Source organism: Pseudomonas sp. M20 (genome assembly GCF_045037865.1).
Taxonomy (GTDB): Bacteria; Pseudomonadota; Gammaproteobacteria; order Pseudomonadales; family Pseudomonadaceae; genus Aquipseudomonas.
Genome location: NZ_CP173611.1, coordinates 3,075,019 through 3,087,904 on the forward strand (window position 1 = coordinate 3,075,019; position 12,886 = coordinate 3,087,904).

Here is a 12,886-nt window from a genome sequence, read left to right on the forward strand (position 1 = left end):
TTTGGAATACCATAATATGATATTCCATAGACCGGACGCTCCAATGAACGTCCAGCTACTGCTCCCGACAGGCGGGCAACAACGCAAGCCCGCTCAAAAACACAACAATGAGGGCGTGAACATGGTGTTGAACAAAGCTGCAACCGCGATCTTTTTTGCGGGACTGCTCAGCGTCACCGGCCAGGCTGCAATGGCGGCCGAAAGCGTGAACTTCGTCAGCTGGGGCGGAAGCACCCAGGATGCGCAGAAACAGGCCTGGGCCGATCCGTTCAGCAAGGCCAGCGGCATCACCGTCGTGCAGGACGGTCCGACCGACTACGGCAAACTCAAAGCCATGGTCGAGAGCGGCAACGTGCAATGGGACGTGGTCGATGTCGAAGCCGATTTCGCCCTGCGCGCCGCCGCTGAAGGCCTGCTCGAACCCCTCGATTTCAAAGTGATCCAGCGCGACAAGATCGACCCGCGTTTCGTCAGCGATTACGGCGTCGGCTCGTTCTTCTTCTCCTTCGTCCTCGGCTACAACGAGGGCAAACTCGGCGCCAACAAACCGCAGGACTGGAGCGCCCTGTTCGACACCAAAACCTGGCCCGGCAAACGCGCCCTGTACAAATGGCCAAGCCCTGGCGTGCTTGAACTGGCGCTGCTGGCCGACGGCGTAGCGGCTGACAAGCTCTACCCGCTGGACCTGGATCGCGCCTTCAAGAAACTCGACACCATCAAGAAAGACATCGTCTGGTGGGGCGGCGGCGCGCAGTCGCAGCAACTGCTGGCGTCCGGTGAAGCGAGCATGGGCCAGTTCTGGAATGGTCGCATTCATGCCCTGCAAGAAGACGGCGCACCGGTCGGCGTGAGCTGGAAACAGAACCTGGTCATGGCCGACATTCTGGTCATCCCTAAAGGCTCGAAAAACAAGGACGCGGCGATGAAGTTTCTCGCCGCCGCCAGCAGCGCCAAGGGCCAGGCCGACTTCTCCAACCTGACCGCCTACGCCCCGGTCAACCTCGACAGTGTGGAGCGTCTGGATTCGACGCTGGCCCCCAACCTGCCGACTGCCTACGCTAAGGATCAGATCACTCTTGATTTCGCGTACTGGGCCAAAAACGGCCAGGCCATCGCGACACGGTGGAACGAATGGCTGGTCAAATGAAAATGGCGGCCACCGCGTCCCGTCCCTCCACTGCCACCGGGAGCGCCGCAAGCGCTGCCGGTTCGGCCCACGGAACACAGGCGGTTGCGATGCAGCAAGCCCCGTCACTCAGACAACGCTGGCGCGGCGCCGGCAACCTCGCCCCGGCGCTGTTGTTCATCGGCCTGTTCTTTCTCGCGCCGTTGATTGGCCTGCTGTTGCGCGGCGTGCTCGAACCGACGCCAGGCCTCGGCAACTATGAACAACTGTTCGCCAACTCGGCCTATGCCCGCGTCCTGCTCAACACCTTTTCGGTGGCCGGGCTGGTGACGCTGTTCAGCCTGTTGCTGGGCTTTCCGCTGGCCTGGGCGATCACTCTGGTGCCGCGCGGCTGGGGACGCTGGATTCTCAACATCGTGCTGCTGTCGATGTGGACCAGCCTGCTCGCCCGCACGTATTCGTGGCTGGTGCTGCTGCAAGCGTCGGGCGTGATCAACAAGGCTCTGATGGCGATGGGCATCATCGATCAACCGCTGGAAATGGTCCATAACCTCACCGGCGTAGTGATCGGCATGAGCTACATCATGATCCCGTTCATCGTGCTGCCGTTGCAGGCGACCATGCAGGCCATCGACCCGATGATTCTGCAGGCCGGCTCGATTTGCGGCGCGAGTCCGTGGACCAACTTCTTCCGGGTGTTCCTGCCGCTGTGCCGGCCGGGTCTGGCCTCCGGTGGGCTGATGGTGTTCGTCATGTCGCTCGGTTACTACGTCACCCCGGCGCTGCTTGGTGGGGCGCAGAACATGATGCTGCCGGAGTTCATCATTCAGCAGGTGCAATCGTTCCTCAACTGGGGCCTGGCCAGTGCCGGCGCCGCGTTGCTGATCGCGATCACTTTGGTGCTGTTCTACTTCTACCTGAAGCTTCAGCCGGAATCCCCGGTTGGCGCCAGTAACGCGAGGTAAGCCGACATGCTCCTGACCCCCAATGCGATGAGCCGGCGCATGCGTTTCGGCCTCTACGCCACCACCGGGCTGATCGGTCTGTTCCTGCTGTTGCCGATCGTCTTCATCGTGCTTTTGTCGTTCGGTTCGTCGCAGTGGCTGGTGTTTCCACCGCCGGGCTGGACGCTGAAATGGTACGGCCAGTTCTTCTCCAACCCGGACTGGATGAACGCTGCAGCGGCGAGCCTCAAGGTTGCTGTGCTGACGACGATCTTTGCCGTGGCCCTTGGTTTGCCGACGGCGTTTGCGCTGGTGCGCGGACGCTTTCCCGGTCGGGAAATGCTCTACGGTCTGTTCACCCTGCCGATGATCGTGCCGCTGGTGATCATCGCCGTGGCGGTGTACGCGCTGTTCCTCAAGCTCGGTTACACCGGGACGATGTTCGCCTTCGTCGTCAGCCATGTGATCGTCGCGTTGCCGTTCACCATCATCTCGATCATCAACTCGCTGAAGCTGTTCGACCAGTCGATTGAAGACGCGGCGGTGATCTGCGGTGCTTCACGCCTGCAAGCGGTATTCAAAGTGACCTTTCCGGCGATTCGTCCGGGCATGGTCGCCGGCGCCCTCTTCGCCTTCCTCGTTTCGTGGGACGAAGTGGTGCTCAGCGTGATGATGGCCAGCCCGACCCTGCAAACCCTTCCCGTGAAAATGTGGACCACCCTGCGCCAAGACCTGACGCCAGTGATCGCCGTCGCCTCGACGCTGCTGATCGGCTTGTCTGTTTTGGTCATGGTCATCGCCGCCGCATTGCGCCGGCGCAACGAAATCAGCGCCTGAGCGCCCAGGAGTACGACATGAGTGCCGTGATCAAAGACGCTTCCCAGCAGAACGACAAACCCCTGGTCAGCCTGCGCAACCTGAACAAGCACTACGGTGATTTTGCCGCCGTCGACAACATCTCGCTGGACATCAAGGACGGCGAGTTCCTGACCTTCCTCGGCTCCAGCGGCTCGGGCAAAAGCACCACGCTGTCGATGCTCGCCGGGTTTGAAACGCCGAGCAGCGGCGAGATCCTCGTTAACGGCCAATCGCTGGTGAACGTGCCGCCGCACAAGCGTGACATCGGCATGGTGTTCCAGCGCTATTCGCTGTTTCCGCATCTGTCGGTGCGCGACAACATCGCCTTTCCTTTGGCGATTCGCAAACTCGCGGCGGCTGAGCGCGACAAGCGTGTCGATGCAATGTTGAAACTGGTGCAGCTTGAGCAGTTCGCTCATCGCCGCCCTTCGCAATTGTCTGGTGGTCAGCAGCAACGTGTCGCCATCGCCCGGGCGCTGGTTTATGAGCCACGCATTCTGTTGATGGACGAACCGCTCGGCGCGTTGGATAAAAAGCTGCGGGAAGATCTGCAGGATGAATTGCGCCAATTGCATCGTCGTCTGGGCATCACCATTGTTTACGTAACCCACGACCAGGAAGAAGCCATGCGTTTGTCGCAGCGCATTGCGATTTTCAGTCACGGCAAGATTGTTGGATTGGGCAGCGGTTATGACCTTTATCAGAATCCGCCGAATGCGTTTGTGGCGTCGTTTCTGGGCAATTCGAACTTCCTCAAGCTCAAGGCGCAGGGCAATGCGGCGGCTTCGTTTGAAGGCCAGTCATTGTCGATTCGACTGACCGCTGGGCTGCACACCGATCAAGATGTTTTGTTGATGGTGCGGCCGGAAAAGGCACTGGCTTTGAGCGTGGCGCAAGCAATCAGCGAACCGCTGCCGTCGGGCTGGAATGAGGTTTCAGCGAAGGTCGTGGAGGTGTTGTTTCTGGGTGAGAGCCAGACCTGCAGCGTAGTCACCTCGGGCGGCACGTCGATGACGGTGAAAGCACTGTCGGCGGCGGGCATGCCGCTCAAGGCTGGCGACCCAGTGCAAGTGCGCTGGGCCACTGCCGACGCCTGCGTCTACACCGAATGGACCGAAAGCGACCTGAACAAGGCTGCCGGCGCTCACTGATAGCGTGTTGCCTGTGAGATTTACCCCCTCACCCCAGCCCTCTCCCCCAAGGGGGCGAGGGGGAAAGGGAGCCGATCTTCATGCTGTTCAAAATCCGAGTTCGACGCTGCATTCTCAGGTCGGTGTAACTTGTCCAATCAACCCGGTCAGTCCCCTCTCCCTCTGGGAGAGGGCTAGGGTGAGGGAACCAGTCGACGCGGTATCAGACAATAGCGCGGTAGCCTTCAATCTCATCCGGCCACGCGGTCAAGATCTCAAACCCCGTCTCCGTCACCGCCACCATATGCTCCCACTGCGCCGACAACGAGCCATCCCTGGTCAGCACGGTCCAGCCATCCGGCATGTTCTTTACATGGCGTTTGCCGGCATTGAGCATCGGCTCTACGGTAAAAATCATCCCCGCCTTAAGCTTCATGCCCTGATCGGGAAAGCCGTAATGCAGAATCTGCGGCTCATCGTGATAGACCTTGCCGATCCCGTGCCCGCAATACTCGCGCACCACGCTGAAGCCTTCCTTCTCCGCCAACGTCTGGATCGCGTGGCCGATATCGCCCAAGGTGGCGCCTGGCTTGACCACGCGAATCCCCGCGCACATGGCGTCATAGGTAGTCTTGATCAGATGCTGCGCCTCAGGTGTCGCCTCGCCGACCACGTACATGCGGCTGGTGTCGCCGAACCAGCCATCCTTGATCACCGCGATATCGAGATTGACGATGTCGCCATCCTTCAACGGTGTGCCCGACGGAATGCCATGGCAGACCACGTCATTGACCGACGCGCAGACGGTTTTCGGAAAGCCGTGATAGCCGACGTTGGCCGGCACGGCTTTCTGCACCTTGACGATGTAGTCGTTGCACAGTTGATCGAGCTGATCGGTGGTCACGCCCGCCTTCACATGGGGCACCAGCATCGCCAGTACTTCAGCGGCAAGTTTGCCGGCAGCGCGCGATTGGGCGATGTCGGCCGGGGTGTTGATCTTGATCTGGTTTCTCATGCGCTGACGGCTTCCTGAGTCAGTTGTTGCAAATCCAGCCCACCGTTCTGTTCGGCGCGGATCAGCAAGCGGCAAATGGCGCTGTGGTCGAGGTTGGGGTGCAGTTCGGCGAGCATGCCGATGCGCATCCAGTGTTCAGCCTGCGCGTTGATCGAGCGGCTGAGGGCGTTGCTGGAGATCCGCAGGTTCTCGTGCATGTCCTCTGAAATCTTTACGATACCCATATATGAATCCGATACGATGTGTATATGGATCGTATATTAGCCAACCTCTATTAAAAATTGCAAATACGACCCTTGGAGGAGCTGCCGAAGGCTGCGATCTTTTGATCTTGCTCTCCAAAAACAAAGTCAAAAGATCGCAGCCTTCGGCAGCTCCTACAGGGATTTCGCTGAATTTTGGGCAAAAAAAAGCTGCCAAAACCGGCAGCAAAAACTTTAAGAACACGCGATGTATTGGCCTCAGCATAGACGCCGGATAATGACAGTGTCATGACAGCCGCACATTCATTGAGCCGCCCCTGCCCCGTCATCAGGATGTCATCAAGATCACGGCAAAATCCTCGCAAACCGTCTCGCGCCTCCCGACGGGCGCTTTGCAAGGATTCCCATGAAAGACGACGCCTCGCTGTTTGCCGCCATCGACCTGGGTTCGAATGCCTTTCGCCTGATGATCGGCCAGTCGGTGCGCAGTCGAAAGGGCTTGCAGATTCAGGAAGTGAAAACCCTGCGTGAGCCGGTGCGCCTCGCCGAAGGATTTGACGGTGGCGCGCTGGACGCGTTGGCGCTGGATCGCGGCTGGCAGGCGTTGGCGCGGTTCGGCAAAAAACTGCGCGGTTTCGAGGCCGGCCGGGTGCGCGCGGTGGCCACCAGCGCGGTGCGTGAAGCGGACAACGCGCTTCTGTTTCTCGCCAGTGCCGAACGGCATCTGGGCTTTCCCATCGACGTCATTTGCGGCCATGAAGAGGCGCGGCTGGTCTACGCCGGCGTGACTCACGCCTTGCCAAGCGCTGAAGACCTGCGCCTGGTGGTCGACATCGGCGGTGGCTCCACAGAGCTGATCCTCGGTCAGGGTGCGCAACCGTTGCTCACCGAAAGCATCGCCATCGGCAGCGGCACCTTGAGCACGCGCTTTTTTCGCGGCGGCGATGTGTCCGCCGGCGCGCTGCAGGAAGCCGAACGCTTCGCCATCCTGCAGTTTGAAAAAGTTGCCCGGCGTTACCGTGCTCAGGGTTGGCAGCAAACCATCGGCTCTTCCGGCACTGCGCGCATGCTCGCCAAAGTGCTCAAGGCCAACCACCTGAATGACTTCGGCCAGGACGGCATCACCTACGGCGGGCTACTACGCCTGTCGCTGCTGCTGTTGAAAGTGAACAACGTCCAGCAACTGAAACTGACCGGTCTGCAAGCGCACCGCCAGAGCATTCTGCCCGGTGGTCTGGTGCTGATGCTGGCGGCGTTCAAAGTGTTCGGCATCGCGCAGATGGTGCCCTCCGAACCGGGTCTGCGTTTGGGCGTATTGCACGGTTTGATGAGCCAGCACTAATCCGCGCCACGACAGATTCGTCTCCCCTTCAGCGGCTCGATCGACTAACATGCCGCCGCTGGTTCCCGAACGGGACTAACAGGGAATCCGAGGTGCTTGCACAGCATTGATCGGAACTGCCCCCGCAACTGTAGGTGCCGAGCCTGCTCCACGACTGCCACTGGGTGAACCCCGGGAAGGCCGGAGCCAGGCGATGACGCATCAGTCAGGAGACCTGCCGGCACAGTGACTACTAACCGGCGGGGTGTCCGGGAAGGACATCGTGCCGTGCGCGTCTTTGTTTGCTGCCCGGCCTTGCGCGGTTGCCCTGACTGCGTTCGAAGATGTGTTTCCGATCCGTACTCTCCCGCTCCCCGTACGGTTCCCTCGGAGACTGCCCCATGCTGCTGCCCCGCATCGCCACCCTCATTACCGGCCTGAGCCTTTGCGCCATGGCGCAGGCGGCCCCGACGGCCTATCCACTGACGATCGACAACTGCGGCAGCACCCTGACCTTCCAGCACGCACCGATGCGCACCGTGACCATCGGCCAGGCCGGCACGGAAATGCTCTACGCCATGGGCCTGAGCGATAAAGTCGTCGGCACCTCACTGTGGTTCAACAATGTGCTGGCCAAGTACAAAGCGCAGGACGACAAGATCCAGCGCCTGGCCGACAACGAGCCGAGTTTCGAATCGGTGATCGGCAAGCGCCCGGAACTGGTTGCCGTTGAACTGGAGTGGATGGTCGGCCCACAAGGTGCGGTGGGCACCCGCGAGCAGTTTCATGAACTTAAGATTCCGACCTACCTGCTGCCCTCCGATTGTGAGGCCAAGGACAACCTCGTCGGCGCCGATGGCACGCGACTGGCGCCGTTTCGCATCGAGACGATTTACAAAAGCGTGAGCCAACTGGCGCAGATCTTCGATGTTCAGGAGCATGGCCAGCAACTTAACGACGAGCTCAAGGCCAGCCTCGCCAAATCGATTGCCACCGCCCAAGGCAAACAGCTGAAGGACGCCAGCGCGCTGGTCTGGTTTTCCAGTGCACAAATGGACATCGAGCCGTTCGTGGCCGGGCACAAAGGCGTTCCCGATTTCATGCTCAGCACCCTCGGCGTGCGTAACGTGGTGGCGTCCGATGAAGAGTGGCCAACGGTCGGCTGGGAAACCATCGCCAAAGCCAATCCGACCTTCCTCGTCATCGCGCGCATGGACCGTCGGCGCTTCCCCGCTGACGACTATGAAAAGAAACTCGCCTTCCTGCGCAGCGACCCGGTGACACGCAACATGGACGCGGTGAAACACAACCGCATCATCATTCTCGACGCCATGGCCATGCAGGCGAGCCTGCGCATGTTCGACGGCATCGAGCAACTGGCCACGGCCATCAACGGCTATGACCTGTCGCAATGAGTGCCAGCCTGATCCGCACGTTACTGGCCCTGGCGACGCTGTTGATTGCAGTGGTTGCTGGCGTGGCCATTGGTGAGACGTCGATTGAACCTAGCGTGGTGATGCAAGTACTGGCGAACAAATTGTGCGGCGCCGGGTACGCGCTGGATCCTATCGATGAAGGCATCGTCTGGAACTACCGCCTGACCCGCGCACTGGTCGCGGCCGCGTGCGGTGCCGGTCTGGCGACGTGCGGGGTGATTTTGCAGTCGCTGTTGCGCAACCCGTTGGCCGATCCGTATCTGCTGGGGATTTCTGCCGGCGCCTCGACCGGAGCGGTGATGGTGGCGCTGCTCGGTGTTGGCGCCGGGATGATCTCGCTGTCAGTCGGTGCCTTCGCCGGCGCGGTCACGGCGTTCGTGTTGGTGATTCTGCTGGCGCGGGTCAGCGGTTCGGCCAGCGGCACCGGGCAGATCATTCTTGCCGGGATCGCCGGCTCGCAGCTGTTCAACGCGCTCACGGCGTTTCTGATCACCCGCTCGGCCAGTTCCGAGCAGGCACGCGGGATCATGTTCTGGCTGCTGGGCAATCTTGGCGGCGTGCGCTGGCCGTCGGTATGGCTGGCGGTGCCGGTGGCCGTGTTCGGTTTGGTCGTGTGCCTGTGGCATCGTCGCGCGCTGGATGCGTTTACCTTTGGTGCGGATTCGGCGGCATCCCTCGGCATTCCGGTGCGACGTGTGCAGATTTTGTTGATTGGCTGCGCGGCGCTGGTGACGGCGGTGATGGTGTCGATTGTCGGTTCGATCGGTTTTGTCGGGTTGGTGATTCCCCACGCCGCACGGCTGTTGCTCGGCACCGGGCATGCACGTTTGCTGCCGGCCAGTGCGTTGGGCGGCGCGGTGTTTCTGATTGCTGCCGATGTGTTGTCGCGCACCTTGATCAAGGGCCAGGTGATTCCGGTCGGGGTGATTACCGCGCTGGTCGGCGCGCCGGTGTTTGCCCTGATTCTGGTGGGTCGGAGATCGGCGCGATGAGCAGTGTTTTGAGTTGTTCTGGTCTGAGCTTCAAAGTGCGCGGCGCCGAGTTGCTCAACGGTGTCAGCCTTGAGGTTCAGCGTGGCGAAACCCTGGGCATCGTCGGGCCGAATGGATCCGGCAAATCCACCCTGCTTAAACTGCTGGCCGGGCTGCGCGAACCGAGCGCTGGCGAGGTCCTGCTCGAAGGTCAGCGCTTGGGCAAAATGGCCCGGCGCAGCATTGCGCAAAAGCTTGCGGTGGTCGAACAACAGGCCGACACCGACGACGGCATTCGCGTGTTCGATGCGGTGGCGTTGGGGCGCACGCCTTGGCTGTCGGCGCTGCAACCATGGTCGGCGGCGGACGACGCGATTGTTCAGCAGGCGCTGAACGACGTTGACGCCATGCACCTGCGCACGCGTCTCTGGCGCAGTCTGTCCGGCGGCGAGCGGCAGCGGGTGCACATTGCTCGGGCATTGGCGCAGCGACCGCAAATTCTATTGTTGGATGAGCCAGCCAACCACCTCGACATTCAGCATCAACTGACCATCCTCAATGTGGTGCAAGCGTTGCCGGTGACCACGCTGATCGCATTGCATGACCTTAATCAGGCGTTGAAATGTGATCGTCTGGCGGTGCTGGAGCGCGGGCGACTGGTGGCGCTGGGCGAACCGTTGGAGGTGCTGACACCACAGCGGTTACACGAGACTTTCGGGGTCAGGGCGCATTATCTGACGGACCCGTTTGATGGGGCGCAGATTCTCAGATTTCACTCATGACGTTGTGCATGTGGGTTGTTTGCCAGACCGGGTCAGCGTCGACATCGATTATCTCGAAGCCCTGCCGCTGCCAGAACTCGATGGCCCCCGGCAGAAACGGATGGGTGTGCAGGTAGATCACCTCGACTCCGTCGGCGAGTGCCAGGTCTTTGAGTGATCGATATATCGCACCGGCCAGCCCTGAGCGGCGCTGCGATGGCAGGACAAACAGACGGACGATTTCCACCACTTCAAGGTCCGGATAGGGCAAGTGCGGGAAGCGCCGGTCGTAAGGGAGATAGCCGATGGACGCGACGATGTGCCCTTCATGGCGAGCAATCAGAAAGCGCCCTGCCCCACGCAGATAAACCTCGGCAAAACGCGCCAGATCGTCAGGCATACCGGTCGCGCTGAGCTTGGGAAAAAGCTCGGCACGGGCCTTTAGAACAAAATCCAGAACTTCAGGAATGTCTGCGTCGGACACAGTCTGGATAACGGGTTGATCACTCATTTAGCGGCAAATACCTGAACTGCGGCTGACTACAGTAGCAACAGCTTTTCGGCGATGCCATGAGAATTCCCGTTTCTGAAAATACATACACAACCCCTGTAGGAGTGAGCCTGCTCGCGATAGCGGTGTGTCAGTCACCGATGAGTTGACTGACACACCGCTATCGCGAGCAGGCTCACTCCTACAAGGGGTTGTGTTTATTCAGGTGGTTAAGGTGTCAGGCCAACTCTTTACGCAATTGCCGGGCGGCAGTAACCATGTGCACCAGCGCCGCTTCCGTCTCCGGCCAGCCACGGGTTTTCAAACCGCAATCCGGGTTGACCCATAGGCGCTCAGCCGGAATCCGCTTGGCAGCCTTGCGCAGCAGATTAGCCATTTCCGAAGCGTCCGGAATGCGTGGCGAGTGGATGTCGTAGACGCCCGGGCCGATGTCGTTCGGGTAAGCGAAGGCTTCGAACGCCTCCAGCAATTCCATGTCCGAGCGCGAAGTCTCGATGGTGATCACGTCGGCATCCATCGCCGCGATGGATTCGATCACATCGTTGAACTCGCTGTAGCACATGTGCGTGTGGATCTGCGTTTCGTCGCGCACGCCCGAGGCGCACAGGCGGAACACTTCCGTCGCCCAGTCCAGATACTGCTGCCACTGCGCCTGACGCAACGGCAGCCCCTCACGGAAGGCCGCTTCGTCGATCTGCACGATCTTGATGCCGGCGGCCTCCAGATCGACCACTTCATCGCGGATCGCCAAGGCCAGTTGTCGGGCCTGCACTTCGCGGCTCACGTCTTCACGCGGGAACGACCACATCAGCATGGTCACCGGGCCGGTCAGCATGCCTTTCATGACTTTGTCGGTCAGGCCTTGGGCGTAGCGGATCCACTCGACAGTCATGGCTTTCGGGCGGCTGAGGTCACCGAAGATCGCCGCCGGTTTAACGCAACGCGAACCGTAACTTTGTACCCAGCCAAAACGGGTAAACACATAACCGTCGAGCTGCTCGGCGAAGTATTCGACCATGTCATTGCGCTCGGCTTCACCGTGCACCAGCACATCGAGGCCCAGACGCTCCTGGATTTCCACTGCGTGACGGATCTCGCTGTGCATGGCTTCGGTGTATTCGGCTTTGGTCAGCTTGCCCTGTTTGAACGACTGACGAGCGAGGCGGATCGACGCGGTTTGCGGGAACGAACCGATCGTCGTGGTCGGGAACAGCGGCAGGTCCAGGCCAGCGCGCTGTTTGGCAATGCGCTGGGCGAACAGCGACTGACGCTGACTGTCCTTGGCCGTGATAGCGGTAACCCGAGCCTGAACGGCAGGCTTGTGAATACGTGGCGACGCCGCGCGGGCGGCCTGCACCGAACGGCTTTCGGTCAGGGCACGCAGCACATTCGGCGCTTCCGGTTGGTTGACGGCTTGGGCCAGCACCGCCACTTCTTCGCACTTCTGTACGGCAAAGGCCAGCCAGCTTTTCAACTCGGCATCGAGCTTGTCTTCACGGCCCAGATCCACCGGGCTGTGCAGCAACGAACAGGACGGCGCCACCCACAAGCGATCACCCAAACGTTCATGGGCATGCTGCAACGTTGCCAGGGCATTTTCCAGATCGCAGCGCCAGACGTTACGGCCATTGACCACGCCCAAGGACAACACTTTATAGGCCGGCAGACGATCAAGAATGGTCGGGTATTGCTCTGGTGCGCGCACCAGATCGATGTGCAAACCGTCGACCGGCAGGTTGGCGGCCAGGCCGAGGTTTTCTTCCAGGCCCCCGAAGTAAGTCGCCAGCAGCTTCTTCAGCGGATCCCGCTGAATCTGGTTGTAGGCCCGCTCGAAAGCGTTCTTCCATTCCTGCGGCAGGTCGAGCACCAGAATCGGCTCGTCGATCTGCACCCACTCGACGCCTTGGGCGGCAAGACGCGCGAAGATCTGCCCGTACAGTGGCAGCAGACGATCAAGCAGTTCGAGCTTGTCGAATTCGGCGCCTTTGGCCTTGCCCAGCCACAGATACGTCAGCGGGCCGATGATCACCGGTTTGACGTTATGGCCCAGTGCACGGGCTTCTTCGACTTCTTCGAACAACTGCTCCCAGCCCAACTGGAACTGTTGATCCGCACTGAATTCCGGGACCAGATAGTGATAGTTGGTGTCGAACCACTTGGTCATTTCCTGGGCGTGTGCACCGCCACAGCAGCTGTCGCTGACACCACGGGCCATGGCGAACAAGGTCTGCAGATTGGCTTTGCCGTCATGCGGACGGAAGCGCTCGGGGATGACGCCGAACATCAGCGAGTGCGTCAGCACCTGGTCATACCAGGCGAAATCGCCAACCGGCAGCAACTCGATGCCGGCGTTTTTCTGCAGGTCCCAATGGGCCTTGCGCAACTCGCGACCGACGTCACGCAGGCCTGCCTCGTTCAGTTCTCCTTTCCAGAACGCCTCTTGCGCTTTTTTCAGTTCGCGGTCGCGACCGATGCGCGGAAATCCAAAGGAATGGGCCAGTGCCATAACAAACAACTCCAATGTTCTGTTGATGGCGGCCATTGTCGGCATCGGTCGCTAGTGAGACAAACTCAATTTAATCTTGATCAACACGAGTTTCCCTCATGATC

General features: G+C 60.4%; 12 protein-coding genes and 1 riboswitch. Of the genes, 8 read left to right on the forward strand and 4 right to left on the reverse strand.

The window, feature by feature from the left end; all coding sequences use genetic code 11:
• Positions 1-121: 121 nt before the first annotated feature.
• From ACI514_RS13575 to ACI514_RS13590, 4 genes are read left to right on the forward strand one after another with little or no spacing between them, the layout of a single operon-like run.
• Positions 122-1,147: an ABC transporter substrate-binding protein gene (locus tag ACI514_RS13575; RefSeq protein WP_405124222.1), complete on the forward strand. Its 1,026-nt coding sequence runs from the start codon at positions 122-124 to the stop codon at positions 1,145-1,147.
• A complete protein-coding gene (locus ACI514_RS13580; protein ID WP_174244503.1) occupies positions 1,144-2,091 on the forward strand; it encodes an ABC transporter permease in 948 nt (315 codons plus the stop codon). The genes ACI514_RS13575 and ACI514_RS13580 overlap by 4 nt, the downstream gene beginning before the upstream one ends.
• Before the next feature lie 6 nt (positions 2,092-2,097).
• Positions 2,098-2,907: an ABC transporter permease gene (locus ACI514_RS13585; protein WP_122594265.1), complete on the forward strand. Its 810-nt coding sequence runs from the start codon at positions 2,098-2,100 to the stop codon at positions 2,905-2,907.
• Between the two features lie 17 nt (positions 2,908-2,924).
• Positions 2,925-4,079, forward strand: a complete 1,155-nt coding sequence (locus ACI514_RS13590; RefSeq protein WP_095050091.1) for an ABC transporter ATP-binding protein — start codon at positions 2,925-2,927, stop codon at positions 4,077-4,079.
• Positions 4,080-4,281: 202 nt separating this feature from the next.
• Here the strand turns inward: ACI514_RS13590 and map are convergent, their stop codons facing one another.
• Positions 4,282-5,073, reverse strand: a complete 792-nt coding sequence (gene map, locus ACI514_RS13595) for a type I methionyl aminopeptidase (RefSeq protein ID WP_405124046.1) — start codon at positions 5,071-5,073, stop codon at positions 4,282-4,284.
• Positions 5,070-5,297 (reverse strand): ParD-like family protein, encoded by a 228-nt coding sequence (locus tag ACI514_RS13600; RefSeq protein ID WP_007918027.1) that lies wholly within the window; start codon positions 5,295-5,297, stop codon positions 5,070-5,072. The genes map and ACI514_RS13600 overlap by 4 nt, the downstream gene beginning before the upstream one ends.
• A 385-nt stretch (positions 5,298-5,682) precedes the next feature.
• On the opposite strand from ACI514_RS13600, the gene ACI514_RS13605 reads away from it, so the two are divergent.
• The 4 genes from ACI514_RS13605 to ACI514_RS13620 all read left to right on the forward strand — a co-directional run bounded on the left by ACI514_RS13605 (position 5,683) and on the right by ACI514_RS13620 (position 9,786).
• Entirely contained in the window at positions 5,683-6,618 is a 936-nt protein-coding gene (locus ACI514_RS13605) for a Ppx/GppA family phosphatase (RefSeq protein ID WP_405124047.1), read from the forward strand.
• 42 nt (positions 6,619-6,660) lie between these two features.
• Positions 6,661-6,855, forward strand: a riboswitch (cobalamin riboswitch).
• Between the two features lie 143 nt (positions 6,856-6,998).
• On the forward strand, positions 6,999-8,012 hold the full coding sequence (locus ACI514_RS13610) for an ABC transporter substrate-binding protein (protein WP_405124048.1): 1,014 nt from the start codon (positions 6,999-7,001) through the stop codon (positions 8,010-8,012).
• A gap of 8 nt (positions 8,013-8,020) precedes the next feature.
• Positions 8,021-9,025: an iron ABC transporter permease gene (locus tag ACI514_RS13615; RefSeq protein WP_174244502.1), complete on the forward strand. Its 1,005-nt coding sequence runs from the start codon at positions 8,021-8,023 to the stop codon at positions 9,023-9,025.
• The gene (locus ACI514_RS13620) at positions 9,022-9,786 is read left to right on the forward strand and encodes an ABC transporter ATP-binding protein (protein WP_405124049.1); all 765 of its coding nucleotides are present in this window, start codon (positions 9,022-9,024) and stop codon (positions 9,784-9,786) included. The genes ACI514_RS13615 and ACI514_RS13620 overlap by 4 nt, the downstream gene beginning before the upstream one ends.
• On the opposite strand, the gene ACI514_RS13625 is transcribed toward ACI514_RS13620, so the two are convergent.
• Together ACI514_RS13625 and metE are read right to left on the reverse strand one after the other, a co-directional pair.
• Positions 9,770-10,276, reverse strand: a complete 507-nt coding sequence (locus ACI514_RS13625) for a GNAT family N-acetyltransferase (RefSeq protein WP_160057419.1) — start codon at positions 10,274-10,276, stop codon at positions 9,770-9,772. The two genes, ACI514_RS13620 and ACI514_RS13625, sit on opposite strands and share 17 nt — an antisense overlap.
• 217 nt (positions 10,277-10,493) lie before the next feature.
• Positions 10,494-12,782: a 5-methyltetrahydropteroyltriglutamate--homocysteine S-methyltransferase gene (gene metE, locus ACI514_RS13630; RefSeq protein ID WP_405124050.1), complete on the reverse strand. Its 2,289-nt coding sequence runs from the start codon at positions 12,780-12,782 to the stop codon at positions 10,494-10,496.
• Between the last annotated feature and the right edge of the window lie 104 nt (positions 12,783-12,886).

Excerpts from the sequence above, each read along its gene's own strand:
- ACI514_RS13575 (WP_405124222.1), top strand. The coding sequence starts at position 122 with ATGGTGTTGAACAAAGCTGCAACCGCGATCTTTTTTGCGGGACTGCTC.
- ACI514_RS13580 (WP_174244503.1), top strand. The coding sequence starts at position 1,144 with ATGAAAATGGCGGCCACCGCGTCCCGTCCCTCCACTGCCACCGGGAGC.
- ACI514_RS13585 (WP_122594265.1), top strand. The coding sequence starts at position 2,098 with ATGCTCCTGACCCCCAATGCGATGAGCCGGCGCATGCGTTTCGGCCTC.
- ACI514_RS13590 (WP_095050091.1), top strand. The coding sequence starts at position 2,925 with ATGAGTGCCGTGATCAAAGACGCTTCCCAGCAGAACGACAAACCCCTG.
- map (WP_405124046.1), bottom strand. The coding sequence starts at position 5,073 with ATGAGAAACCAGATCAAGATCAACACCCCGGCCGACATCGCCCAATCG.
- ACI514_RS13600 (WP_007918027.1), bottom strand. The coding sequence starts at position 5,297 with ATGGGTATCGTAAAGATTTCAGAGGACATGCACGAGAACCTGCGGATC.
- ACI514_RS13605 (WP_405124047.1), top strand. The coding sequence starts at position 5,683 with ATGAAAGACGACGCCTCGCTGTTTGCCGCCATCGACCTGGGTTCGAAT.
- ACI514_RS13610 (WP_405124048.1), top strand. The coding sequence starts at position 6,999 with ATGCTGCTGCCCCGCATCGCCACCCTCATTACCGGCCTGAGCCTTTGC.
- ACI514_RS13620 (WP_405124049.1), top strand. The coding sequence starts at position 9,022 with ATGAGCAGTGTTTTGAGTTGTTCTGGTCTGAGCTTCAAAGTGCGCGGC.
- ACI514_RS13625 (WP_160057419.1), bottom strand. The coding sequence starts at position 10,276 with ATGAGTGATCAACCCGTTATCCAGACTGTGTCCGACGCAGACATTCCT.
- metE (WP_405124050.1), bottom strand. The coding sequence starts at position 12,782 with ATGGCACTGGCCCATTCCTTTGGATTTCCGCGCATCGGTCGCGACCGC.